Consider the following 22750-nt stretch of genomic DNA (forward strand, 5'->3'; position numbering starts at 1 on the left):
AGCACAGAAAATCCTTTATGCTGCTTTGAGTTATCCACACCCGACGGTGGCGCCGTCCGGCCTTGCTGCCGGGTGAAACCCGCCGTATCTCGCTTCATGACCGCCAAAACCATTCGTCACTACCTGCAGTTCAAGGATTTCTCGCTGGAAGACTACGAGTACGTGCTCGAACGCACGGGTATCCTGAAGCGCAAGTTCAAGAACTACGAGACCTATCACCCGCTGCACGACCGCACGCTCGCGATGATCTTCGAGAAGAGCTCGACGCGCACGCGCCTGTCGTTCGAGGCCGGGATCTTCCAGCTCGGCGGCCACGCCGTCTTCATGAGCACGCGCGACACGCAGCTCGGCCGCGGCGAACCGGTAGAGGATTCCGCGCAAGTCATCTCGCGGATGGTCGACATCATCATGATCCGCACGTTCGAGCAGGAGGTCATCAAGCGCTTCGCGGACAATTCCCGCGTGCCGGTGATCAACGGCCTGACGAACGAGTACCACCCGTGCCAGGTGCTCGCCGACATCTTCACGTACTACGAGCACCGCGGCCCGATCGCCGGCAAGACCGTCGCGTGGGTCGGCGATGCGAACAACATGCTCTACACGTGGATCGAAGCCGCGCAAATCCTCGGCTTCAAGCTGCGCCTGTCCACGCCGCCCGGCTACGCACTCGACATGAAGCTCGTGTCGCCCGACAGCGCGCCGTTCTACGAGGTGTTCGACGATCCGAACGAAGCTTGCAAGGGCGCCGATCTCGTCACTACCGACGTGTGGACGAGCATGGGCTTCGAGGCCGAGAACGAAGCCCGCATGCAGGCGTTCGCCGACTGGTGCGTCGACGAGGAAATGATGGGCCACGCGAACCCGGACGCCCTCTTCATGCACTGCCTGCCCGCGCACCGCGGTGAGGAAGTGACGGCCGGCGTGATCGACGGCCCGCAGAGCGTCGTGTGGGACGAAGCGGAAAACCGCCTGCACGTGCAGAAGGCACTGATGGAGTTCCTGCTGCTCGGCCGCCTCAAGCACTGACGCGCCGGCATCCGGCAACCCGTGAAAAAAAGCGCCGATCGATGATCGGCGCTTTTTGTTTGGTCGCGAGAAACGCGGCGCGGCGCCCGCGTTACAGGCAGACCGGTTCGGGCTCGAGCTCGACGCCGAATTGCGTGTGCACGTCGGCCTGGATCGCCCGCGCCAGCGCGAGCACGTCGGCGCCCGTCGCGCCGCCGCGATTGACGAGCACGAGCGCTTGGCGGTCGTGCACGGCCGCCGCGCCCAGCGCGCGCCCCTTCCAGCCGCAGCGGTCGATCAGCCAGCCGGCCGCGAGCTTGACCTGCCCGTCCGGCTGCGGATACGACACGACCTCGGGCGCGCGGGCGCGCACCACCTCGAACTGCGCGGCATCGATCACCGGATTCTTGAAGAAACTGCCCGCGTTGCCGAGAACCAGCGGATCGGGCAGCTTCGCGCGGCGGATCGCGACGACCGCGTCGAACACGTCGCGCGCGGTCGCCGCATCGGGTGCGATACCACGGGCGTCGAGTTCGCGCGTGACGTCCGCGTAGCCGAGCCGCGGCGCCCATTGCTTCGGCAGCCGGAACGTCACCGACACGATCGCGAACCGGCCGCGCCCTTCCCGCTTGAAGAAGCTGTCGCGGTAGCCGAACCCGCAGCGCGCGGCGTCGAAGCGCTCGCTGCGCCCCGTCGCCAGCTCGACCGCAACCAGCGAGTCGAAATACGCCTTCATCTCGAGGCCGTATGCGCCGATGTTCTGGATCGGCGCGGCGCCGACCGTGCCCGGGATCAGCGCGAGGTTCTCGAGGCCCGGCATCCCGTGCTCGAGCGTCCATGCGACGAATGCGTGCCAGTTCTCGCCGCCGCCGGCCTCGACGTACCACGCATCGTCGTCCTCGCGCACGACGCGGCGGCCCGCGATCTCGTCGAGCAGCACGACGCCGTCGAAATCGCGCGTGAACACCACGTTGCTGCCGCCGCCGAGCACGAGCTGCGGCAGGTTCGCAACGCGCGGGTCGCGATGGAGCGCCTCGAACTGCGACGCATGCGTGATGCGCGCGGCAAAGCGCGCGGTCGCGGCGATGCCGAACGTGTTGTGCGCAGCGAGCGGATGGTCGGGAAGCAGCGACAGGGCGGAATCGTCAGGAGGCATCGGCATTCGCGGTCACGTCCGCCCGGGCGGCGCATGGCCGGCCTTGGGCAAACGGAGGGGCATCGGTAAAATGGCAAACAGTCCGCAATTATAGCGAGTACCCGCGCGCGAGCCGGGTGCCCGCATCTCAAGGGAGGAATGCCATGCCATCGTTCGACGTCGTTTCCGAAGCGAACATGATCGAAGTGAAGAACGCCATCGAGCAGTCGAACAAGGAAATTTCGACGCGCTTCGACTTCAAGGGCTCCGACGCGCGCGTCGAGCAGAAAGAACGCGAGCTGACGCTGTTCGCCGACGACGATTTCAAGCTCGGCCAGGTCAAGGACGTACTGATCAGCAAGCTGGCCAAGCGCAACGTCGACGTGCGCTTCCTCGACTACGGCAAGGTCGAGAAGATCGGCGGCGACAAGGTCAAGCAGATCGTCACCGTGAAGAAAGGCGTGACCGGCGATCTCGCGAAGAAGATCGTGCGCCTCGTGAAGGACAGCAAGATCAAGGTGCAGGCGAGCATCCAGGGCGACGCGGTGCGCGTGAACGGCACGAAGCGCGACGACCTGCAGAGCGTGATCGCGATGCTGCGCAAGGACGTGACCGACACGCCGCTCGACTTCAACAACTTCCGCGACTGATCGCCAGGCGATCCGTCACGTCATCCTGCCGGGCCCCGCATCAGCGGCGCGCCCGGCATGCGGCAAGCGCCGCACTTCCTCAGGCTTTCCCGCCGTCCTGCGCGCCGCCGTCCGCGGCCGCCTTCTTCTTGTCGCCGATCCGGCTCTCCTGCCCCGCCAGCAGCTTCGAAATGTTGCCGCGGTGACGCCACACGAGCAGCACGCTCATCGCGAGCACCGCCCACGCGACCGGATTGTGGCTCGTGCCGAACAGAAACACGTCGAACACCGGCGCGAACACGGCCGCCGCCAGCGCCGCGAGCGACGAATAGCGGAAGAAAAATGCGACGATCAGCCAGGTCAGCGCGGTCGCGAGCCCGAGCACCGGGTGCACGGCGAGCAGCACGCCGGCCGCGGTCGCGACGCCCTTGCCGCCCTGGAAGCGGAAGAACACCGGATACAGGTGGCCAAGGAACACGGCGATCGCGACCCATGCGACCGCGACGTCGGGCAGCCCGAAGTGCCGGGCGAGCCAGACGGCGAGCCAGCCCTTGAACGCATCGCCGACGAGCGTCAGGATCGCGGCCTTCTTGTTGCCGCTGCGCAGCACGTTGGTCGCGCCGGGATTCTTCGACCCGTACGAACGCGGGTCGGCCAGGCCCATCGCGCCACTGACGACGACGGCGAACGACACCGAACCGATCAGGTAGGCAACGAGGGCGGCGAGCAGGATCTGCATGCGGAGGACTCTTCTTTCAACGTATCGGTAAAGGGACGGCTGCGCGGGGCAAGCCGAAACGGCGCCCATTCTACCGAACGCGCGCGGCCTGCCACGAAGGTGAAACCCTCAGTCAACACTGGCGCACTGTACAGGCTGCGCGCCGAGCAGCGACGTGAGCACGGCCGGCGCGAGGCTGACGAGGTAGCCGCGACGGCCGCCGTTCAGGTAGATCGTCGGCAATTCGAGGATCGTCGCCTCGACGTAGACGGGCATCGTCTTGCGCGTGCCGAACGGCGACGTGCCGCCGACGAGATAGCCGGAATGGCGGTTCGCGACCTCGGGCTTGCACGGCTCGACGCGCTTCGCGCCGATCTGCCGCGCGAGGTTCTTCGTCGATACGGTGCGGTCGCCGTGCATCAGCACGATCAGCGGCTTCGCGTGTTCATCTTCCATCACGAGCGTCTTCACGACGCTGTGCTCGTCGACGCCGAGCTGGCGCGCCGATTCGCCGGTGCCGCCGTGCTCGACGTAGTCGTACGGGTGCTCGCCGAACGCAACGCCGTGGCGGCGCAGCAATTGGGTTGCAGGGGTTTCGGACACATGCCTGGATTTGCTCATGACGGCATTTTAATGGTGAACGACCGTCGGGCGCGCAATGGCGCCGTCGCGTTCGCACCGGCGGTATACTCGCGGCCCGTTTTTCGCCGGGCGGCCTGCTGCGTCGCCGCAACGATTCCGTCCATCATCATTGCGGACATCGCGAAGCGCTATTGCCCGAATGGCCGATTGTGGCGCGCACGCCGCCATGGCACGATCGTTCGCAAACCTCGTCGGCCGACGCCCGGCCCCATTTCTGGAGACGCCATGACCTCGCCCTCCCGCTCGTCCGAGCCGCTCGACGTCGATGCACTGCTCACGGCGCTGCCTCGCCGCATCGCCGACGTGCCCGCACGCTGGGCCGCGCAGGCGCCGGCCCATCCGGCGCTGATCGAGGACGCGCGCCGCCTGTCGTACGGCGACCTGTCGCAGGCCGTCGATGCGGCCGCCGCGCTGCTCGCCAACCTCGGCGTGCAAGGCGGCGACCGCGTGATGATCGTCGCCGAAAACTGCGTCGCGCAGATCGTGCTGCTGTTCGCGGTCGCCCGCCTCGACGCGTGGGCGCTCGTGTCGAACGCGCGGTTGTCCGCCAGCGAGCTCGACGCGATCGCCGCGCACGCGCGGCCGAAGCTGATCGCGTTCACCACCGACGCATCGCCCGACGCACGCACGCATGCCGAGCGGCACGGCGCGACGCCTGCCGGCGCGCTGCCGGTCGACATCGGCGCGTGGTCGTATCGCGTCGACGCGAGCGCGCCGGGTGAACCGGTCGCCGCCGACGGTGCCGCGCAATGCGCGGCGCTGATCTACACGACCGGCACGACCGGCACGCCGAAGGGCGTGATGCTGTCGCATCGCAACCTGCTGTTCATCGCGGCGACGTCGAGCACGTTGCGCCGCGTGTCGCCCGACGACGTCGTCTACACCGTGCTGCCCGTGTCGCACGTGTACGGGCTCGCGTCGGTCTGCCTCGGCAGCCTGTACGCGGGCGCGACGCTGCGGCTCGCGCCGCGCTTCTCGCCGGAAGCCGTGCGCGTCGCGCTTGCCGACGAAGGCGTCACGATCTTCCAGGGCGTGCCCGCGATGCACGCGAAGCTGCTCGAACACCTGCACACGCACGGCCACGCGTGGCGCGCGCCGCGCCTGCGCTTCGCGTATTCGGGCGGCTCGCCGCTCGACGCGAACCTGAAGGCGCGTGTCGAGCGCCTGTACGGCGTGCCGCTGCACAACGGCTACGGGATGACCGAAAGCAGCCCGACGATCACGCAGACGCCGCTCGACGCGCCGCGCACCGACAGCTCGGTCGGCGTGCCGATTCCCGGCGTGGAGATGCGGATCGTCGCGCCGGACGGCACCGACGTTGCACCAGGCGAAGTCGGCGAGATCCGCGTGCGTGGGCCGAACGTGATGCTCGGCTACTACCGCAATGCGGACGCCACGCGTGCGGCCGTGTCGCCGGACGGCTGGCTGAGCACCGGCGATCTCGCGCGGCAGGAGGTGGACGGCGCGGTGACGATCGCGGGCCGCAGCAAGGAGCTGATCATCCGGTCGGGCTTCAACGTCTATCCGGTCGACGTCGAGCAGGTGCTGAACGCGCATCCGGACGTCGTGCAGGCGGCCGTCATCGGCCGCGCGGTCGAAGGCAACGAGGAAGTGCTCGCGTTCGTCGAGCTGGTGCCCGGCGCGACGGCGGACGAAGCGGCGCTGCACGCATGGTGCGGGGAGCGGCTCGCGCCTTACAAACGCCCCGCGCACATCCGTGTACTCGACGCGCTACCCGCCGCGTCCACGGGCAAGGTGCTGAAGCACAAGCTGCGCGAGCTGGTCTGACTCGGGCCGGCCGTTGCACGTGACACGGCCCGTGCCGCGCCGGATGCGCTAACCGCGCGGATGGTGTTGCGCGTGCAGCGTCTTCAACCGCTCGCGCGCAACGTGCGTATAGATCTGCGTGGTCGAGATGTCGCTGTGACCGAGCAACAGCTGCACGACGCGCAGGTCGGCGCCATGGTTCAGCAGGTGCGTCGCGAACGCGTGCCGCAGCGTATGCGGCGACAGGTGCGCACGCACGTCCGCGTGCTGCGCGTGACGCTTGATGATGTTCCAGAACTGCTGGCGCGTCATCCCGTCACCGCGTGCGGTCACGAACAGCGCGTCGGCCGCGCGCGCGCCGAGCAGCGCCGGCCGCGCCTCGCGCAGGTAGCGCTCGATCCACCCGTGCGCGACTTCGCCGAACGGCACGAGCCGCTCCTTCGAGCCCTTGCCCATCACGCGCACGACGCCCTCGTTGAGCCCGACCTCGACGGTCTTCAGCATCACGAGTTCGCTCACGCGCAACCCGCTCGCATACATCAGCTCGAGCATCGTGCGATCGCGCAGGCCAAGCGGCGTGCCGATGTCGGGCGCGCCGAGCAGCGCCTCGACCTGCGCCTCCGACAACGTCGACGGAAACCGGGCGGCCTGTTTCGCGGACAGGATCCGCAGCGTCGGGTCGGCGCTCGCGCGATGCTCGCGCACGGCCCAGCCGTAATAGCGCCGGAACACGGACAGCCGCCGGTTCGACGACGTCGCCTTGCCGTCGCTGCGCGCGGCGATGTAGCCCGTCACCATCGCTTCGTCGACCGCATCGAGCGGCGCGTCGTGCGTCTCTGCCAGCCATTGGGAAAACAGCACCAGATCGCGCCGGTACGCGTCGAGCGTGTTGCGTGCGAGCCCGTGCTCGAGCCACAGCGCATCGCAAAACACGTCGATCGATGCGCGACTCGCCAGCAGTGCGGGGGACGCCGCGGCAGCATCGCCGTCGGCTTCGGGGAAAATCAGCGATTCACTCATCAGTACGGCACGCCTTCGTGCGCCAGCAGCCAGCGCTTCACTTTCTGGTAATAACCGTTGTCGTCATGGTTCGCGAAGCCGCCGAGGCCACCCGCCGCGACGACGCGATGGCACGGGATCACGAGCGGGAAGTAGTTCGCGCCGCACGCCTGGCCGACCGCGCGCGGCGCGCTGCCGATCCGCTTCGCGACCTGGCCGTAGGTCAGCACCGTACCGGGCGGGATATCGCTGATCACGTCCCACACGCGGTGCTGGAACGCGCTGCCGACCTCGGCGAGCGGCAGGTCGAAGCGCGCCGACGCGCGCTCGAAATAACGTTCGATCTGCTCGACCGCGCGCTTCGCGAGCGGCGAATTCGGATCGACCGACTTCACCGATTCGGGCAGATAGACGATCTCGCGCACCACCGCGGCATCCGTGCGGATGCCGACCTTGCCGAACGGCGCGTCGATGACTGCATTGAACATGGCCCTCTCCTGACCGATGGATGCACGCGGCACGGCCGCGCGCCGACGACACTTTACGCCGCCTTCACGCGGCACGCAGCGCCCATTCGACATGCTCGCGCACCACCGGCGACGGATCGTCGGCCCGCGCGCGCAACGCGGCGACGATCGCATCGCGCGCCTGCGGCGCGAGCCGGCCCGGGTCCGCGCGCAGCGCATTGCCGAGCCCGACCGCGAGATTGCGCAACCAGCTTTCGTAGCCGATGCGCCGGATCGCGCTGCCCTGCATCCGCGTATCGAACGCGTCCGCATCCCATGCAAACAGCTCGACGAGCGTCGCGCGGTCGAGGCCGTGCCGCACATCGAAATCGGCGACGGGCGCGGCCTGCGCGAACTTGTTCCACGGGCACACGAGCTGGCAATCGTCGCAGCCGTACACGCGATTGCCGATCATCGGCCGCAGCGGCTCGGGGATGCTGCCTTTCAGTTCGATCGTCAGGTACGAGATGCAGCGGCGCGCGTCGACGCGGTACGGCTCGACGATCGCGCCGGTCGGGCAGGCGCCGATGCAGCGCGTGCAGCTGCCGCAATGCGCGCCGGGCGTCTCGGGCGCGGTGTCGGGGGACGTCTGCGCGTCGGTCGGCAGCGGAACGTCGACGTAGATCTCGCCGAGGAAGAACAGCGAGCCCGCATCGCGCTGCAGCAGCAGCGTGTGCTTGCCGCGCCAGCCGACACCGGCCTTCTGCGCGAGCTCGACCTCGAGCACGGGCGCCGAATCGGTGAACACGCGGTAGCCGAACGCGCCGATCTCCTGCTCGATGCGCTCGGCGAGCGTCTGCAGCCGGTTGCGCAGCACCTTGTGATAGTCGCGGCCGCGTGCGTAGATCGACACGACGGCCGCCTGCGGATCGTCGAGCCGGGCGCGTTCGCGTGCGCGCCAGTCGTGCGGCGCGAGCGCGCCCGGCTCCCCGCCGGGTGCGTCGGGGGCAAGCGTTTCGGCCGGCAGATAGGCGAGCCGCACGGAGATCACGCGTCGCGTACCGGCCACAAGTTCGGCCGGACGCGCGCGTTTCATCCCATGTTTCGCCATATAATCCATTTCGCCGTGGTATCCGGCTTCCAGCCAGGCGGCGAGGCCTGCTTCGGCATCCGAGAGATCGGTATCGCTGATGCCGATCGCCCCGAAACCCAATTCGCGCCCCCACGCCCTGATGCGCGCGGCGAGCGCAGTCAACGCCGCATCGTCGAGCGCGCACGGTGCCGCGCCTTCGGCACGAGTCGAAGGCCTGTCGGATGCGGCGAGTTCCGGTAATCGGTTCATCGCACTATTTTACGAGAATGCCAGCCACGCCCAGCCAATCGCCTCACGACGCCATGCTGCCCGCCCTGCTCGCGGAGCGCGTGATCGCGCTCGCCGACGAAGCGGCGACCGAGGCCTTCGGCACCCGCTTCGCGCACGCGCTCGACGCGGCGCGCACCGAGCTCGCCCGCGCGCATGCGTTCGACGGGCTGCAGATCCAGCTGGTCGGCGATCTCGGCGCGGGCAAGACGTCCCTCGTGCGCGCGATCCTGCGCGGCCTCGGCCACACGGGGCGCGTGCGCAGTCCGACCTATACGCTCGTCGAGCCGTATGCGCTCGAACGCGACGATGGGGAACTCGAGGTCTATCACTTCGATCTGTATCGTTTCAACGATCCGGCCGAATGGTCCGACGCAGGCTTTCGCGAATATTTCAATTCCAGCGCGATCTGCCTCGTCGAATGGCCGCAACAGGCGGGCACGCTGCTCGGCGTACCCGATCTGGTTTTCTCGCTCGACGTGGATGGCGACGGCCGCGCCCTCACCGTCCGGGCGTACAGCGCTTCAGGAAAGGCATGTCTCGAAAGATGTTGATCAAACCGTTCCGCTCGATCGAATCGGCGGCCACCGCGACGCACAACTGGCGCCGCCGCCAGATCCTGTGCGCGGGCGCGTCGACGCTGGTGCTCGGTCTCGTCGCGCCGCGGCTCGCGCACGCGTCGTCGGTGCTCGGCGTGCGCGTGTGGCCCGCACGCGATTACACGCGCGTCACGATCGAATCCGACCAGCCGCTGCAGAATAGCCAACAGCTGCTGCAGGGTCCCGACCGTCTCGTGGTCGACCTGACCGGCCTCGATCTCGACCAGGCGCTGCGCGACCTCGTGTCGAAGATCGCACCGAACGATCCGCAGATCCAGTCGGTGCGCGTCGGCCAGTATCAGCCGCACGTCGTGCGGATGGTGTTCGACCTGAAAGGCTCGGTGAAGCCGCAGGTGTTCACGCTGCCGCCGGTCGGCACCTACAAGTACCGGCTCGTGTTCGACCTGTATCCGGCCGTCGCACCCGATCCGCTGTCCGACCTGATCGCACAGACGGAGCGCAAGGAGCAGGCGCTCAACGACACCGCGCGCGCGCAGCAGATGCAGCCGCCGACCGCGCTGGCCGGCCCGGGCACGCCCCTGCCGCCGCCCGCCGGGGGCGACAGCAGCGACGCGTTCTTCCAGCGCTTCGCACAGAACACGCCTGCCACGCCGCATACGCCGCCCGCCGCCGGCACGCCTTCGACGCCCGCGAAGCCGGCCGTCAAGCCGCCGCCCGTCATCGCACGCCGCGACGACAGCGACGACGACGGCGACACCTACAAGTTCACCGCGCCGAAATCCGGCAAGGGCAGCACCGTGCGCCTGCTGACGGTCGCAATCGATCCGGGCCATGGCGGCGAGGATCCGGGCGCGATCGGCGGCGGCGGCACGTACGAGAAGCACATCGCGCTCGACATCGCGAAGAAGCTGCGCGCGAAGATCGACGGCGCGCCGAACATGCGCGCGATGATGACGCGCGACGCCGACTTCTTCGTGCCGCTGAACGTGCGCGTGCAGAAGGCGCGCCGCGTCGGCGCCGACCTGTTCGTGTCGATCCACGCGGACGCGTTCACGACGCCGTCCGCGCGCGGCTCGTCGGTGTTCGCGCTGTCCGACCACGGCGCGACGAGCGCCGCGGCGCGCTGGATGGCGAACAAGGAAAATTCGTCCGACCTGATCGGCGGCATCAACATCAAGACCGCGGACGCGGCCGTGAACCGCGCGCTGTTCGACATGTCGACGACCGCGCAGATCCGCGATTCGCTGCGCTACGGCAACTACGTGCTGAAGGAAGTCGGCGGTATCAACAAGCTGCACAAGGGCTCGGTCGAACAGGCCGGGTTCGCGGTGCTGAAGGCACCCGACATTCCGTCGATCCTCGTCGAGACCGCGTTCATCAGCAACCCGGAAGAAGAGAGCCGCCTGAACGACGACAGCTATCGCGACCAGATGGCCGACGCGATCTTCCGCGGCATCAAGCGCTATTTCGCCGCGAATCCGCCGCTCGCGAAGAGCCGGATGGCCTGACGGCCGTACCCGGCCACCCCGCCCCGCCGCCGGCACGCAGTGCGTGCCGGCGCGTCACGATGCCGCGAAGCGGCGCATCAGTTTCCCGCCGAACACGTTCACCGCGAGCCCGCCCATCACGAGCGCCGCGCCGATCACCTGCGGGCGCGTCAGATGCTCGTCGAGCAGCAGCGCCGACGACGCGAGGCCGACGATCGGCACCAGCAGCGAGAACTGCGCGACCTGCGCGGCCGGATAGCGCGACAGCAGGCGGCTCCACAGCCCGTAGCCGAGCAGCGTCGCGACGAACGCGAGATAGACGACCGCGAAGATCGACGCGCCGTTCAGCCCGGCGAGCGCGGTCGCGATCCGCTGCGGCCCTTCGAACCAAAGCGACAGCAGGAAGAACGGCACGGGGGGCACGAGGCTGGCCCACACGACGAGCGATACGAGATTCGCCTTGCCGACTTTCTTCGTGACGATGTTGCCGAACGCCCACATCGCAGCCGAGCAGATCGTCAGCAGGAAACCCGCGAGCGTCATCGCGCGGCCGCCCTGCGCCGCGATCACGACGAGCCCGCCCGCGGCGATCGCGAGGCCGAGCAGGTTCTGCGTGCGCAGCCGCTCACCGAGGAACAGCATCGCAAACACGAGCGTGAAGAACGCCTGCGACTGCAGCACGAGCGACGCGAGGCCGGCCGGCATGCCCACGTACATGCCGGTGAACAGGAACACGAACTGGCCGAGCTGGATCGTCGCGCCGTACAGCACCAGCAGGCGCCATGGAATCTGCGGCCGGCGCACGAAGAACACCGCGGGCACGGCCGCGAGCGTGAAGCGCAGCGCGCCGAGCAGCATCGGCGGCATGCCGTGCAGGCCGACCTTGATCACGACGAAGTTCACGCCCCACGCCAGAATCACGACCAGCGCGAGCAGCAAGTCCTTCGGGGCCATCATCGGCGTCTCCTCGATTGTCGAATCATTATGCAAGGTGCTCTCGAGCGCTGTCGCCTCGCGCCGGACCCCGAGGTGGCCATCCCCGAACGGGACTGCCTTTGGGGCGGAACAACCGGGGCGGCCCGGCGTTTTCTCGAGAAGCCGGTCAGTCTACCGGGTTTCGGCATCCGGCCCGATACCCGCGCGGCGTGAATGGAATCGGCGGCGGACGGCCAGTACAATGACCGGCATCCCCCGCAGCCCCACAGGATCCGCCATGACCGCTCCGATCAAAGCCCTGCTGAAGCCGCACGTGCGCGACATCGGCAACCTGCAGGTGCGCCGCACGCTGCCCGCGCTCGCCGCCCGCCTCGTCGGCCCGTTCATCTTCTTCGATCACATGGGGCCCGCCACGCTGCCGCCCGGCACGGGGCTCGACGTGCGCCCGCATCCGCATATCGGCCTCGCCACCGTCACCTACCTGTTCGACGGCGCGATCCTGCACCGCGACAGCCTCGGCTCGCTGCAGGAGATCGTGCCGGGCGACGTGAACTGGATGACGGCCGGCCGCGGAATCGTCCACTCCGAACGCACGCCCGACGCGCAGCGCGAACACGGCCACACCGTGCACGGGATCCAGACCTGGGTCGCGCTGCCGCGCGCGCACGAGACGACCGAGCCGTCGTTCGAACACCATGCGGCCGACACGCTGCCGAAGCGCAATGAGGACGGCGTGTCGCTGACGGTGATCGCCGGCGATGCATTCGGGCTGAGTTCGCCGGTCACGACGTTCTCGCGCACGCTGTACGTCGCGGCCGAATTCGCGGCCGGCGGCCGTCTCGAACTCGACGCGTCGCACGAAGAGCGCGCGGTCTACGTGGTCGACGGCGAGCTCGCGATCGACGGCACGCCGGTGCCGGCCGAGCAGATGGCCGTGCTCGCGCCCGGTGCAACAGTCACACTGACGAGCGCCAGCGGCGCACGCGCGATGCTGCTCGGCGGCGACAAGATCGACGGCGAGCGCTTCATCGAATGGAATTTCGTCGCCAGCAGCCGCGAAGCGATCGAGCGCGCGAAAGAAGCATGGACGCGCCAGGAAATGGGCAAGGTGCCGGGCGAGACCGAGTGGATTCCGCTGCCCGAGTCGAAGCCGCGTTGAAAAAGGGGCGCACTGCCCCCATCCTGACGACATTCGAACGAAAGAGAACGACATGGACACCACGCTTGCCACATTCGAGAAAGACGTCATCGAGGCGTCGCTGGACGCACCCGTGCTGGTCGACTTCTGGGCGCCGTGGTGCGGCCCCTGCAAGACGCTCGGCCCGCTGCTGGAGAAGCTCGAAAGCGATTACGAAGGCCGCTGGAAGCTCGTGAAGGTCAACGTCGACGAGAACCAGGAACTCGCCGCGCACTTCCAGACGCGCAGCATCCCGCACGTGATCGCGTTCGCCGACGGGCGCCCGGTCGACCAGTTCGTCGGTGTGCTACCCGAGGGCCAGCTGCGCGCCTTCCTCGACCGGCTGCTGCCGGCGCCCGAGGAAGCCGAACGGCGTGCCGCGCAGTACGCGATCGCCGAGGAGCGTTACGACGACGCGCTCACGCACCTCGAGTCGGCGCTCGCACTGAACCCCGGCTTCGACGACGCACGCCTCGATTTGATCGAACTGCTGCTCGCGAGCAACCAGGTCGACGCCGCGCGCGCCGAGACCGAACGCCTGTCGCCGCAAACCGTGCAGAACGGCGATCCGCGCTACCAGGCGATCAAGACCCGTTTCGACGCACTCGAAGCCACGGCCGACCTGCCGCCGACCGATGCGCTCGAAGCGCGCATCGCGGCGAACCCGGCCGATCTCGACGCGCGTTTCGATCTCGCGCAGAGCCTGATCGCGCGGCGGGCGTATGAAGGGGCGCTGGAGCAGTTGCTGGAAATCGTCACGCGCGATCGCGCGTACGGCGACGATCTCGGCCGCCGCACGATGATCTCGGTATTCGAGCTGGCCGGCGATCACCCGGACCTCGTCGCCGGATGGCGGCGCAAGCTGAGCATGGCGCTCAACTGAACTGACGTGTGACCCGCCGGGCCGCAACGGCCCGGCCGCGGGATCGCCCCGCATGACCTACGACGGCGCGCGTCACGCGCCGCAGCATTCCCTCAACGACCGCGATTCACGACGGCTCAGCCGGCGGCCTGCGCCGCGATCGCGCGCAGCGCATGCGCGGCGGCCGCGAAGCCGAAGCTCGCGGTCACGCACACGCTCGAACCGAATCCCGCACAGTTGAGCCCCGCGACGTGCGCGGCCGCGGACGGCTCGGCGCCGTCCTCGAGGTCGCAGGCGGCCGCTTCCGGATAGATCAGCGGCTCGTCGGAATACACGGCGCTGACCTTGAAGCGCGCCTTCGGCCCGCGCGGAAAGCCGTGCTGCTTGCGCAACTGCGCGCGCACCTTCGACAGCAGCGGATCCTGGATCGTCAGCGCGAGATCGTCGATCCGGATGCGCGTCGGGTCGAGCTGGCCGCCCGCGCCGCCGACCACGACGAGCGGCTGGCGCTTCGCGACGCACCACGCGATCAGCGCGACCTTCGTGCGCACGCTGTCGATCGCGTCGATCACATAGTCGAAGCCGCCGCCGAGCAGCGCATCGAAGTTGTCGGGCTCGACGAAATCCTCGATCCGGTTCACGCGGCACGCGGGATCGATCAGCGCGATCCGCTCGGCCATCGCGTCGACCTTCGGCTTGCCGTAATTGCCGTCGAGCGCGTGGATCTGCCGGTTCGTATTGCTTTCCGCGACGTTGTCGAGATCGATCAGCGTCAGCGTGCCGACCGCGTTGCGCGCGAGCGCCTCGGCCACCCACGACCCGACGCCACCGATCCCGATCACCGCGACGTGTGCGCGCTCGAACGCGGCGGCCGCCGGCGCGCCGTACAGCCGCGCGACGCCGCCGAAACGCCGCGCTCGATCCACGTCAAGCTGGATTTCCGGGGTCGGGGTAAGATCAGAGGAACTGGGCGGGGCAGCGTCGGCGACGGACATGGCGGCAAGGAAAACGTAAGTCGAGCAGCCCTCTATTTTGCCTGAACTCCCCGCTCGCACGCGCCACTGTACACGCACGTTTCTCGCGCGTTGGCTACAATGGTTCCAGATTGAAGCGTTTGCATAACATGACGACTCTCGCCGATCTCCGCATCAATTACTCACGTGCTTCGCTCGACGAAGCCGACGTCGCCCACGACCCCTTCGCCCAGTTCGAACGCTGGTTCAAGGAGGCGCTCGCCGCCAAGCTGCCCGAGCCGAACACGATGACGCTCGCGACCGTCGGCGACGACGGCCGGCCGTCGGCACGCATCGTGCTCATCAAGGGCGTCGACGAACGCGGGTTCGTCTTCTTTACCAATTACGAGAGCCGCAAGGGGCGCGATCTCGCCGCGCACCCGCAGGCCGCGCTGCTGTTCTACTGGATCGAACTCGAGCGCCAGGTGCGCATCGAAGGCCGGATCGAGAAAACCACCGCCGAGGAAAGCGACCGCTATTTCGCGTCGCGCCCGCTCGGCTCGCGCATCGGCGCCTGGGCGTCCGAGCAGAGCGCGGTGATCGACAGCCGCGCGACGCTCGAAGCGCAGGAAAAGGCCGTCAGCGAACGCTACGGCGACAACCCGCCGCGCCCGCCACACTGGGGCGGCTACCGCCTCGTGCCCGACTCGATCGAGTTCTGGCAGGGCCGCCCGTCGCGGCTGCACGACCGCCTGCTCTATACGCGCGACGCCGCGACGTCGCCGGGCTGGTCGATCTCGCGCCTGTCGCCGTAAGCGCGGCGCCGGCGCATGCCGGTCGTGTCTCGTGTTGCATCCGGGCGCCCGCCTCGCAAGCGACGGGCGCCGGTCAAGATACTTGGCTGTATTCGATTCAACGAACAAACGGAGAATCCATATGTTCTGGGAAAAGAAGCTGGCACAGTGGGCGGACGAAGTACGGGCGAAAGCGAACATACCGGCGCGCCTCGTGCTGTGGAACGGCGATCAACTCGATTTCGGCACCTTCAGCGCGCCGCAGGTCACGCTGAAGGTGAACAGCGCGTCGGCGTTGCCGCTGTTGCTCGAACCGAGCCTCGACAATCTCGGCGAGGCGTACGTGAAGGGCAAGATCGACATCGAAGGCAAGCTGTCGGACATCATCAACATCGGCTACTCGCTCGCGCGCAGCACGGTGACGAGCGCGAGCAAGCTCGCGCGCGTGAAGCGCTACTTCAGTCACTCGAAGACGACCGACAAGAAGGCGATCCAGTATCACTACGATGTCTCGAACGAGTTCTACCAGCTGTGGCTCGACGAGAACATGGTGTACTCATGCGCGTACTTCGAGAACGGCGACGAGGATCTCGCCACCGCGCAGGTCAAGAAGATCGACCACATCCTCACCAAGATCCAGCTTCAGCCCGGCCAGCGCCTGCTCGACATCGGCTGCGGCTGGGGGGCGCTCGTGCTGCGCGCCGCGCAGAAGTTCGGCGCGCAGTGCCTCGGCGTCACGCTGTCGCAGAACCAGTTCGACCTCGCGACCGCGCGCGTGAAGGCCGCCGGGCTGGAAGATAAAATCGAGATCCGGCTGCAGGACTACCGCGAGATCGACGGCCAGTTCGACCGCATTACGAGCGTCGGGATGTTCGAGCACGTCGGGCGCAAGAACCTGCCGCTCTATTTCTCGCGGGTCCGTGAACTGCTCGCCGACGACGGCATCGCGATGAACCACGGGATCACGTCGACCGACGCGGAAAGCGGCGAGACGGCGCTCGGCGGCGGCGAGTTCATCGACCGCTACGTGTTCCCGGACGGCGAGCTGCCGCACATCAGCCTCGCGCTGGAAGCCGCGCAGCGCGGCGGGCTGGAAGCGATTGACGTCGAAAGCCTGCGGCGGCACTATGCGCGCACGCTCGACATCTGGACGGAAAACTTCGAGGCGAAGGCAGAAGCCGCGCGACAACTCGTCGACGACGAAATATTCCGCATCTGGCGCGTGTATCTCGCCGGTTGCGCATATGCGTTCGAGCACGACGACGTGTCGATCTTCCAGATCGTGTGCCGCAAGGCCGGGCAGAGCGCGAAGACGCTGCCGTGGTCGCGGCGCTATATGTACGAACACGCGCTGCCGCGCTAGGCAGCGCTTCACGCTGGGCATGCATGGGTGACGGCAGGACGCGGCGCAAGGCGCCGCCGGAACGACAGCAGCACGACGACGCCAACGCGCCGCACGCCGACGGGCAATTCGACCTGTTCGGCGTGCCGGCCGATGCTGCACGCGCGTCGCCCGAGAACGCCGGCCCGCCTGCCGACATCGACGAACATGTGAAACCGGACGCGTCTGACGACGCGCAGCCGGCACCGCGCACCCGCACCAGCGCCCGTTCTTCAGACGAAGCACCGCCCGCCGCTTCCGGCCTGCTGTGGGACGAACCATCCCCGCCCGCCGCGCCGCCGAAGAAGGGCCGGCGCCGGCGCGGCGTGCTGCCCGCGCCGATCGCGCCTGATGTGGCCGATGCAGCGGCCGGCCTGCCGCCGAATGTCCGGCTCGGCACGTCGTCGTGGTACTTCCCCGGCTGGAACGGCATCGTCTATGACGGCGATTTCGCGCAAACCAAGCTGTCGCGCGAAGGGCTCGAAGCGTATGGCGCGCATCCGCTGCTGAAGAGCGTGAGCCTCGACCGGTCGTTCTACGGCCCGCTGTCGGTGGCCGACTACCTGCGCTACGCGCAGCAGGTGCCCGACGATTTCCGCTTCGTCGTGAAGGCGCCGGCCTCCGTGACCGACGCGGTCATCCGCGGCCGGCGCGGCGAACCGTCGGGGCCGAACCCGACCTTCCTCGACGCGCAGCTCGCCACCCGCGAATTCGTGCAGCCTTGCCTCGAAGGGCTCGGCCGGAAAGCCGGCGTGCTCGTGTTCCAGTTCTCGCCGCTGCCCGACCAGTTGCTCGCCCAGCCGGCCGACCTGATCGACCGGCTGGCTGCGTTCTTCGCGGCGCTGCCGCCGCTGCCGCCGGAAGCCGACGGCACCCGCTATGCAATCGAGATTCGCGACGCGAGCCTGCTCACGCCGCGTTTCATCCGCGCGCTCGCCGCACTCGGCGTGCGCTACTGCGTCGGCCTGCACGCGCGGATGCCCGACCCGCTGCGCCAGGCGGCCGCGCTCGCGCTGCTCGACGGTGACACGCCGGGCCCGCTGATCGTGCGCTGGAGCCTGCACGGCGGTTTCAAGTACGAACAGGCGAAGGCGAAATACGAGCCGTTCGACAAGCTCGTCGACGAGGATCCGGCCACGCGCTCGGCGCTCGCCGAGCTGGCCGCGCGCTATGCACTGGCCGGGCAGCCGGTGATCATCACGATCAACAACAAGGCGGAAGGCTCGGCGCCGCTGTCGTGCATCGCGCTCGCGCGCGCGATCGCCGCCGCGTGCGCACAGTGGCGCAACGAGGCGGCTTGATAGCCACTTGATATCGGCCTGCGCCGGCCGCGCTTACGCGCCGCGCAGCGACTTCAGCCGGTGCGAGAACTTCTGCCGGAATTTCGCGAGCTTCGGCCCGATCACGACCGAGCAGTAGCCCTGCCCCGGGTTACGCGCGTAGTAGTTCTGGTGATAATCCTCGGCCGGCCAGTAGTTGCCGTCGAGCGGCACGACCTGCGTGACGATCGGCTGCCCGAACACCTGCTCGCGCTCCAGCTCGCGGATCACGTCGAGTGCCGTGTCGCGTTGCGCGTCCGAATGCGTGAACACGACCGACCGGTACTGCGTGCCGGTGTCGTTACCCTGCCGGTTCAACTGGGTCGGATCGTGCGTCGCGAAGAAGATCTCGAGAATCTCGCGATAGCCGATGCGCGCCGGATCGAACGTCACGTTGACGACTTCCGCATGGCCCGTGTCGCCTTCGCAGATGTCGCGATAGCCGGGATTGCGCGCATGGCCGCCCGCGTAGCCCGACTGGACGGCGGTCACGCCGTCGACGTCGAGAAACACGGCCTCCGTGCACCAGAAACACCCGCCTCCCAATGTCGCGGTTTCAAGCATCTCGTTCCCCATGAAATCAGTCCCTCGTTGATGTCGGCAGCCGGCACGCATGCGCCGGCGCCACCGTTCCGTCACGCCGCTGTGCACTCGATTACGGGTCGCAACGGCACTTCGGCAAGTATCTCACTCGCGCGCAAACCTGGCAGATTCCACAGGTGCCGCGCACGACCGGCCGTCCGTTTTCTCGTCTACACTTAGGCACGCGCGAGCGCGGCGGCAAACCCGCTGCCTCGTGCAAAGCACCCGATGCATGCCCGACCCTGATGCAAACATCATCTGCCGGAACATCGCAATGCATGCCTTAACAGACATCGCCCGCCTTACCCGCCCGGCCGCCGCTGCTTCGCGGGCCGCTGCTTCGACCGCACCACCCCCTTGCCGTGCATCCGTCCCGCCCCGCGTGCGGCGATCCGGCACATCGCCTTTATCCGCTTTCACGATCTGATGCACGGCGCCGCACGCGCGCCGACGCGTGCGCCCGCCTGACGATCGCTCCCGCCGGCGTGATGCGCGCCGCGCGGCAACCCCGACCCGCCCGCAACGAACGGCCGGGCGTCCACGATTCGACACCATCGAGAGGGCATCACCATGAGCATGCGGCCTGACCCGACGTTTCACGCTTCGCCGGAGCTTGCAATGCAGGCGCCGCCGGAAGAGTTTGCCTATACGTTGTTGCTGAGCCCCGATTTTTCCAGACCCGACGCGCTCGCCGTGATCGACGTGAAGCCCGGCTCGTCGACCTACGGAAAGATCGTGCATACGGTCACGATGCCGAACACCGGCGACGAGTTTCACCACTTCGGCTGGAATGCCTGTTCGTCGTCGCTGTCGCCGCTCACCGGCCATGCGTTCCTCGAGCGCCGCTTCCTGATCATCCCGGGCCTGCGCTCGTCGCGCATCTACGTGATCGACACGAAGCCGCATCCGACGCAGGCGCGCATCCACAAGATCATCGAGCCCGACGAAATCTTCTCGAAGACCGGCTATTCGCGGCCGCACACCGTTCACTGCGGGCCCGAGGGCATCTACGTGAGCACGCTCGGCGGCGCGGGCAAGGACGGCACCGACGGCGCGCCCGGCATCTTCATCATGGATTGCGAAACCTTCGACGTGCTCGGCCGCTGGGAGATCGATCGCGGCCCGCAGGACAAACACTACGACTTCTGGTGGAACCTGCCGCGCGACTACATGGTGTCGAGCGAGTGGGCGCTGCCGCCGCAATTCGAGAACGGGATCGTGCCCGAGGACCTGCTCGCGAACAAATACGGTCACAGCCTGCATTTCTGGGACCTGCGCGCACGGCGCAACGTGCAGACGATCGATCTCGGCGCGCAACACCAGATGGCGCTCGAGGTGCGGCCCGCGCATGACCCGGCGCGCGAATACGGATTCGTCGGCGTCGTGGTCGACACGACGAATCTCGAAGGCTCGATCTGGACCTGGTGGCGCGAAGGCGGCAAGTTCCATGTGAAGAAGACCGCGACGATTCCGGCCGAGCCGGCCTCGGCCGACGAACTGCCGCCGCTGCTGAAATCGTTCGGCGCGGTGCCGCCGCTCGTGACCGACATCGACCTGTCGCTCGACGACCGCTTCCTCTACGTGTCGTGCTGGGGCACCGGCGAGATGCGCCAGTACGACGTGTCGGATCCGCACAACCCGGTGCTCGCGGGGTCGGTCCGGATCGGCGGCATCGCGCGGCGTGCGCCGCACTCGAACGGCCGCACGTTCGCAGGCGGCCCGCAGATGGTCGAGATCAGCCGCGACGGGAAGCGCGTGTACTGGACCAACTCGCTGTATTCGACGTGGGACGACCAGTTCTATCCGGGCGGCGTGCCGGGCGCGCAGGTGCTCGCGCATGTGGGGCCGGAAGGCGGGCTGACGCTCGCCGACGATTACTGGGTCGAGTTCCCCGACGGCTATCGCGCGCACCAGATCCGGCTCGAAGGCGGCGACTGCTCGACCGACTCGTTCTGCTATCCGTCGGTCAAGCGTTGAACGCCAGCCTTCACGCCCAGTTCGCGCTGTGGGCGGCCGTGCTCGCGAGCGGGGTGTATCACGGGCTCAATCCCGCGATGGGCTGGCCGCTCGCGGTATCGAACGCGCTGATGACGCGCCGCGGCGGCGCGCTCGTCGCGGCGCTCGGCTATCTCGCGCTCGGCCATGCGCTCGCAGTCTTCGCGGTGATGCTGCCGTTCGGGCTGCTCGCCGCGTTGCTCGCATGGCAAACGGCGATCCGGATCGGCGCGAGCGCGCTCGTGATCGGCTTCGGCGCCGTGCTGCTGATCCGGCGCCGGCATCCGCGAGCGCTCGCGCGGATCCCGCCTGCGCGGCTCGGCCTTTGGTCGTTCGCGGTCGCGATCGCGCATGGCGCGGGGCTGATGCTGGTGCCGATCTACCTCGGGCTGTGCGGGCTCGACCAGGATGTCGGCCATCGTGCGGCGGCCACGCTCGTCGATACCCATCTCGGGATGGCGCTCGTCGTCGCGGCCGTGCATGCCATCGCGATGATCGGCGCCGGCGGGGGGCTCGCGTGGCTCGTGTACCGCTATCTCGGGCTGAAGTTCGTATCGCGGAGCTGGTTCAATCTCGACGCGGTGTGGGCGTCGAGCCTGATCGTGACGGGCGCGTTGTCGCTCGGACTGGCGGCGGCGCGATAGCGCCGGAATCGAAGGCAGGTGTGATGCGGCGCCGCCGGGCAACGCGGCCGTACCGCAAAAAGCGCAACAGAACGACTGTGCCGGCATGCGTGCAACAGCGCACCCGGCAGCGCACCGGAGTGTTCGCTGCGTCACCCTGCCCCCGCAATACGCCGCATGGCCGGGCCCGGCAGCCCCGATTCCGCTAAAATCGGGCCATGCGCACCCCTTCTCCATCGACCGCCTTGTCGCCTTTCGTCCGCCGTGCCCGCCCCGCCCGCGTCGCGCCGCGCCCGCCCGTCTCGTTCCGGATGGCTGCCCGATGAACCAGGCCAATCCTCCGGATTTCGACTCGGCCGCCTTCCGGCAAGCACTCGGCCAGTTCGCCACGGGCGTGACGGTGATCACGACGCGCGCGCCGTCCGGCCAGCTGATCGGCATCACCGCCAGCTCGTTCAACTCGGTCTCGCTCAATCCGCCGCTCGTGCTGTGGAGCCTTGCGCACAAATCGGCGTCGACGCCCGTGTTCCGCGGCAACAGTCATTACGTGGTGAACGTGCTCGCGGCATCGCAGCTCGACCTGTGCAAGCGCTTCTCGACCTACAAGGGCGACCGCTTCGAAGGCATCGCGCATGAAGCCGGCAATTCCGGCATGCCGGTGCTCGACGGCGCGCTCGCGTGGTTCGAGTGCCACAACCGCAGCCGCTACGACGAAGGCGATCACGTGATCTTCGTCGGCGAAGTGGAACGCTGCGGCGTACGCGCCGAGCCGGACGCGCCACCGCTCGTGTTCCACGGCGGCGGCTTCCACGGCCTTACACCGCTTTGATTGCCCCCGTGCGCGCCAGCCCGACCGGCGCGCCGGCTTCATCCTTCAGCGTCTGCAGCACGATGTTCGAACGGATGTCCATCACGCCCGGTGCCTTGTAGAGCCGGTTCAGCACGAAATCCGAATAGTGCTTGAGGTTGTGCGCAAGCACGCGCAGCAGATAGTGGCTCTCGCCCGTCACGACGAACGCGCCGACCACCTCCGGCCATTCGCGCAGCGCTTCCGCGAAGCGCTCGTGCCATTGATTCTCTTCGTTGCGCATCGATACCTGAACGAACGCCTCGAGCTCGAAGCCGAGCTTCTCGCGGCTCAGGCACGCGCGATAGTGCTCGATTACGCCCTGCTCCTCGAGCAGGCGCATGCGGCGCAGGCAGGCGGATGGCGAAAGCGAAATCCGTTCCGCCAGGTCGAGATTGCTGATTCTGCCCTCTTCCTGCAGGACCGCCAGAATCCGGCAGTCGGTGGCATCGAGCGTGATCGCGTGCATTTTTGGTCCCCGTTTTCCCTCTGAGTCGAATTATCTGCCAATCCGGCGGATTGTCCATGTTTAT

The 22750-nt window shown here is 67.9% G+C and carries 23 protein-coding genes; 13 read left to right on the forward strand and 10 right to left on the reverse strand.

Going from position 1 to position 22750, the window contains the following annotated elements; all coding sequences use genetic code 11:
* Positions 1-96: 96 nt before the first annotated feature.
* On the forward strand, positions 97-1026 hold the full coding sequence (gene argF, locus BCO18175_RS30755; protein ID WP_043190066.1) for an ornithine carbamoyltransferase: 930 nt from the start codon (positions 97-99) through the stop codon (positions 1024-1026).
* A 91-nt stretch (positions 1027-1117) separates the two neighbouring features.
* On the opposite strand, the gene murB is transcribed toward argF, so the two are convergent.
* A complete protein-coding gene (gene murB, locus BCO18175_RS30760; RefSeq protein WP_174986468.1) occupies positions 1118-2167 on the reverse strand; it encodes a UDP-N-acetylmuramate dehydrogenase in 1050 nt (349 codons plus the stop codon).
* Between the two features lie 137 nt (positions 2168-2304).
* On the opposite strand from murB, the gene BCO18175_RS30765 reads away from it, so the two are divergent.
* Positions 2305-2790 (forward strand): YajQ family cyclic di-GMP-binding protein, encoded by a 486-nt coding sequence (locus BCO18175_RS30765; protein ID WP_043190069.1) that lies wholly within the window; start codon positions 2305-2307, stop codon positions 2788-2790.
* 79 nt (positions 2791-2869) lie between these two features.
* Here BCO18175_RS30765 and plsY read toward each other — a convergent pair whose 3' ends face one another.
* Complete coding sequence (gene plsY, locus BCO18175_RS30770) at positions 2870-3508, reverse strand: glycerol-3-phosphate 1-O-acyltransferase PlsY (protein WP_174986469.1); 639 nt, start codon at positions 3506-3508, stop codon at positions 2870-2872.
* A 108-nt stretch (positions 3509-3616) separates the two neighbouring features.
* Positions 3617-4108: a Cys-tRNA(Pro) deacylase gene (ybaK, locus tag BCO18175_RS30775; RefSeq protein WP_027789278.1), complete on the reverse strand. Its 492-nt coding sequence runs from the start codon at positions 4106-4108 to the stop codon at positions 3617-3619.
* A gap of 246 nt (positions 4109-4354) precedes the next feature.
* Between ybaK and BCO18175_RS30780 the strand changes: the two genes are divergently transcribed.
* Complete coding sequence (locus tag BCO18175_RS30780) at positions 4355-5917, forward strand: class I adenylate-forming enzyme family protein (RefSeq protein WP_174986471.1); 1563 nt, start codon at positions 4355-4357, stop codon at positions 5915-5917.
* A gap of 48 nt (positions 5918-5965) precedes the next feature.
* On the opposite strand, the gene xerD is transcribed toward BCO18175_RS30780, so the two are convergent.
* From xerD to queG, 3 genes are all read right to left on the reverse strand, one after another.
* Positions 5966-6916 (reverse strand): site-specific tyrosine recombinase XerD, encoded by a 951-nt coding sequence (gene xerD / locus BCO18175_RS30785; RefSeq protein WP_174986473.1) that lies wholly within the window; start codon positions 6914-6916, stop codon positions 5966-5968.
* The gene (locus tag BCO18175_RS30790) at positions 6916-7383 is read right to left on the reverse strand and encodes a methylated-DNA--[protein]-cysteine S-methyltransferase (RefSeq protein ID WP_174986475.1); all 468 of its coding nucleotides are present in this window, start codon (positions 7381-7383) and stop codon (positions 6916-6918) included. The genes xerD and BCO18175_RS30790 overlap by 1 nt, the downstream gene beginning before the upstream one ends.
* Positions 7384-7447: 64 nt before the next feature.
* Entirely contained in the window at positions 7448-8683 is a 1236-nt protein-coding gene (gene queG / locus BCO18175_RS30795) for a tRNA epoxyqueuosine(34) reductase QueG (RefSeq protein WP_174986477.1), read from the reverse strand.
* Positions 8684-8700: 17 nt separating this feature from the next.
* On the opposite strand from queG, the gene tsaE reads away from it, so the two are divergent.
* Together tsaE and BCO18175_RS30805 are read left to right on the forward strand one after the other, a co-directional pair.
* Positions 8701-9255 (forward strand): tRNA (adenosine(37)-N6)-threonylcarbamoyltransferase complex ATPase subunit type 1 TsaE, encoded by a 555-nt coding sequence (gene tsaE, locus BCO18175_RS30800; protein WP_174918511.1) that lies wholly within the window; start codon positions 8701-8703, stop codon positions 9253-9255.
* Positions 9237-10769 (forward strand): N-acetylmuramoyl-L-alanine amidase, encoded by a 1533-nt coding sequence (locus BCO18175_RS30805; RefSeq protein ID WP_174967637.1) that lies wholly within the window; start codon positions 9237-9239, stop codon positions 10767-10769. The genes tsaE and BCO18175_RS30805 overlap by 19 nt, the downstream gene beginning before the upstream one ends.
* A 54-nt stretch (positions 10770-10823) precedes the next feature.
* Here BCO18175_RS30805 and BCO18175_RS30810 read toward each other — a convergent pair whose 3' ends face one another.
* Positions 10824-11702, reverse strand: a complete 879-nt coding sequence (locus BCO18175_RS30810; protein ID WP_174986536.1) for an EamA family transporter — start codon at positions 11700-11702, stop codon at positions 10824-10826.
* A gap of 259 nt (positions 11703-11961) precedes the next feature.
* Between BCO18175_RS30810 and BCO18175_RS30815 the strand changes: the two genes are divergently transcribed.
* A complete protein-coding gene (locus BCO18175_RS30815; RefSeq protein ID WP_174986479.1) occupies positions 11962-12843 on the forward strand; it encodes a pirin family protein in 882 nt (293 codons plus the stop codon).
* Between the two features lie 52 nt (positions 12844-12895).
* On the forward strand, positions 12896-13744 hold the full coding sequence (gene trxA / locus BCO18175_RS30820; RefSeq protein ID WP_174986480.1) for a thioredoxin: 849 nt from the start codon (positions 12896-12898) through the stop codon (positions 13742-13744).
* A gap of 116 nt (positions 13745-13860) precedes the next feature.
* On the opposite strand, the gene BCO18175_RS30825 is transcribed toward trxA, so the two are convergent.
* Positions 13861-14718, reverse strand: coding sequence for a tRNA threonylcarbamoyladenosine dehydratase (locus BCO18175_RS30825; protein ID WP_039368313.1), 858 nt, complete (start codon positions 14716-14718; stop codon positions 13861-13863).
* A 128-nt stretch (positions 14719-14846) separates the two neighbouring features.
* Between BCO18175_RS30825 and pdxH the strand changes: the two genes are divergently transcribed.
* From pdxH to BCO18175_RS30840, 3 genes are all read left to right on the forward strand, one after another.
* Entirely contained in the window at positions 14847-15491 is a 645-nt protein-coding gene (gene pdxH / locus BCO18175_RS30830) for a pyridoxamine 5'-phosphate oxidase (RefSeq protein ID WP_174918507.1), read from the forward strand.
* A gap of 121 nt (positions 15492-15612) precedes the next feature.
* On the forward strand, positions 15613-16833 hold the full coding sequence (locus BCO18175_RS30835) for an SAM-dependent methyltransferase (RefSeq protein ID WP_174986482.1): 1221 nt from the start codon (positions 15613-15615) through the stop codon (positions 16831-16833).
* Between the two features lie 23 nt (positions 16834-16856).
* On the forward strand, positions 16857-18152 hold the full coding sequence (locus BCO18175_RS30840) for a DUF72 domain-containing protein (RefSeq protein ID WP_174986483.1): 1296 nt from the start codon (positions 16857-16859) through the stop codon (positions 18150-18152).
* A gap of 33 nt (positions 18153-18185) precedes the next feature.
* Here the strand turns inward: BCO18175_RS30840 and msrA are convergent, their stop codons facing one another.
* The gene (gene msrA, locus BCO18175_RS30845; RefSeq protein ID WP_174986485.1) at positions 18186-18746 is read right to left on the reverse strand and encodes a peptide-methionine (S)-S-oxide reductase MsrA; all 561 of its coding nucleotides are present in this window, start codon (positions 18744-18746) and stop codon (positions 18186-18188) included.
* Between the two features lie 576 nt (positions 18747-19322).
* Between msrA and BCO18175_RS30850 the strand changes: the two genes are divergently transcribed.
* From BCO18175_RS30850 to BCO18175_RS30860, 3 genes are all read left to right on the forward strand, one after another.
* Positions 19323-20729 carry a selenium-binding family protein gene (locus tag BCO18175_RS30850; protein ID WP_174986487.1) on the forward strand — a complete coding sequence of 469 codons (1407 nt, stop codon included), beginning with the start codon at positions 19323-19325 and terminating at the stop codon, positions 20727-20729.
* The gene (locus BCO18175_RS30855) at positions 20726-21391 is read left to right on the forward strand and encodes a hypothetical protein (RefSeq protein ID WP_174986489.1); all 666 of its coding nucleotides are present in this window, start codon (positions 20726-20728) and stop codon (positions 21389-21391) included. Before BCO18175_RS30850 ends, BCO18175_RS30855 begins: the two co-directional genes overlap by 4 nt.
* A 301-nt stretch (positions 21392-21692) precedes the next feature.
* The gene (locus tag BCO18175_RS30860) at positions 21693-22199 is read left to right on the forward strand and encodes a flavin reductase family protein (protein WP_174918501.1); all 507 of its coding nucleotides are present in this window, start codon (positions 21693-21695) and stop codon (positions 22197-22199) included.
* Here BCO18175_RS30860 and BCO18175_RS30865 read toward each other — a convergent pair.
* A complete protein-coding gene (locus BCO18175_RS30865; RefSeq protein WP_006477992.1) occupies positions 22186-22686 on the reverse strand; it encodes an Lrp/AsnC family transcriptional regulator in 501 nt (166 codons plus the stop codon). The two genes, BCO18175_RS30860 and BCO18175_RS30865, sit on opposite strands and share 14 nt — an antisense overlap.
* Positions 22687-22750: the final 64 nt, after the last annotated feature.

Source organism: Burkholderia lata (genome assembly GCF_902499335.1).
GTDB classification, from domain to species: domain Bacteria; phylum Pseudomonadota; class Gammaproteobacteria; order Burkholderiales; family Burkholderiaceae; genus Burkholderia; species Burkholderia lata_B.

Coding starts and splice junctions, on each gene's coding strand:
- argF (WP_043190066.1), top strand. CDS start 97: ATGACCGCCAAAACCATTCGTCACTACCTGCAGTTCAAGGATTTCTCG.
- murB (WP_174986468.1), bottom strand. CDS start 2,167: ATGCCGATGCCTCCTGACGATTCCGCCCTGTCGCTGCTTCCCGACCAT.
- BCO18175_RS30765 (WP_043190069.1), top strand. CDS start 2,305: ATGCCATCGTTCGACGTCGTTTCCGAAGCGAACATGATCGAAGTGAAG.
- plsY (WP_174986469.1), bottom strand. CDS start 3,508: ATGCAGATCCTGCTCGCCGCCCTCGTTGCCTACCTGATCGGTTCGGTG.
- ybaK (WP_027789278.1), bottom strand. CDS start 4,108: ATGAGCAAATCCAGGCATGTGTCCGAAACCCCTGCAACCCAATTGCTG.
- BCO18175_RS30780 (WP_174986471.1), top strand. CDS start 4,355: ATGACCTCGCCCTCCCGCTCGTCCGAGCCGCTCGACGTCGATGCACTG.
- xerD (WP_174986473.1), bottom strand. CDS start 6,916: ATGAGTGAATCGCTGATTTTCCCCGAAGCCGACGGCGATGCTGCCGCG.
- BCO18175_RS30790 (WP_174986475.1), bottom strand. CDS start 7,383: ATGTTCAATGCAGTCATCGACGCGCCGTTCGGCAAGGTCGGCATCCGC.
- queG (WP_174986477.1), bottom strand. CDS start 8,683: ATGAACCGATTACCGGAACTCGCCGCATCCGACAGGCCTTCGACTCGT.
- tsaE (WP_174918511.1), top strand. CDS start 8,701: ATGCCAGCCACGCCCAGCCAATCGCCTCACGACGCCATGCTGCCCGCC.
- BCO18175_RS30805 (WP_174967637.1), top strand. CDS start 9,237: ATGTCTCGAAAGATGTTGATCAAACCGTTCCGCTCGATCGAATCGGCG.
- BCO18175_RS30810 (WP_174986536.1), bottom strand. CDS start 11,702: ATGGCCCCGAAGGACTTGCTGCTCGCGCTGGTCGTGATTCTGGCGTGG.
- BCO18175_RS30815 (WP_174986479.1), top strand. CDS start 11,962: ATGACCGCTCCGATCAAAGCCCTGCTGAAGCCGCACGTGCGCGACATC.
- trxA (WP_174986480.1), top strand. CDS start 12,896: ATGGACACCACGCTTGCCACATTCGAGAAAGACGTCATCGAGGCGTCG.
- BCO18175_RS30825 (WP_039368313.1), bottom strand. CDS start 14,718: ATGTCCGTCGCCGACGCTGCCCCGCCCAGTTCCTCTGATCTTACCCCG.
- pdxH (WP_174918507.1), top strand. CDS start 14,847: ATGACGACTCTCGCCGATCTCCGCATCAATTACTCACGTGCTTCGCTC.
- BCO18175_RS30835 (WP_174986482.1), top strand. CDS start 15,613: ATGTTCTGGGAAAAGAAGCTGGCACAGTGGGCGGACGAAGTACGGGCG.
- BCO18175_RS30840 (WP_174986483.1), top strand. CDS start 16,857: ATGGGTGACGGCAGGACGCGGCGCAAGGCGCCGCCGGAACGACAGCAG.
- msrA (WP_174986485.1), bottom strand. CDS start 18,746: ATGGGGAACGAGATGCTTGAAACCGCGACATTGGGAGGCGGGTGTTTC.
- BCO18175_RS30850 (WP_174986487.1), top strand. CDS start 19,323: ATGAGCATGCGGCCTGACCCGACGTTTCACGCTTCGCCGGAGCTTGCA.
- BCO18175_RS30860 (WP_174918501.1), top strand. CDS start 21,693: ATGAACCAGGCCAATCCTCCGGATTTCGACTCGGCCGCCTTCCGGCAA.
- BCO18175_RS30865 (WP_006477992.1), bottom strand. CDS start 22,686: ATGCACGCGATCACGCTCGATGCCACCGACTGCCGGATTCTGGCGGTC.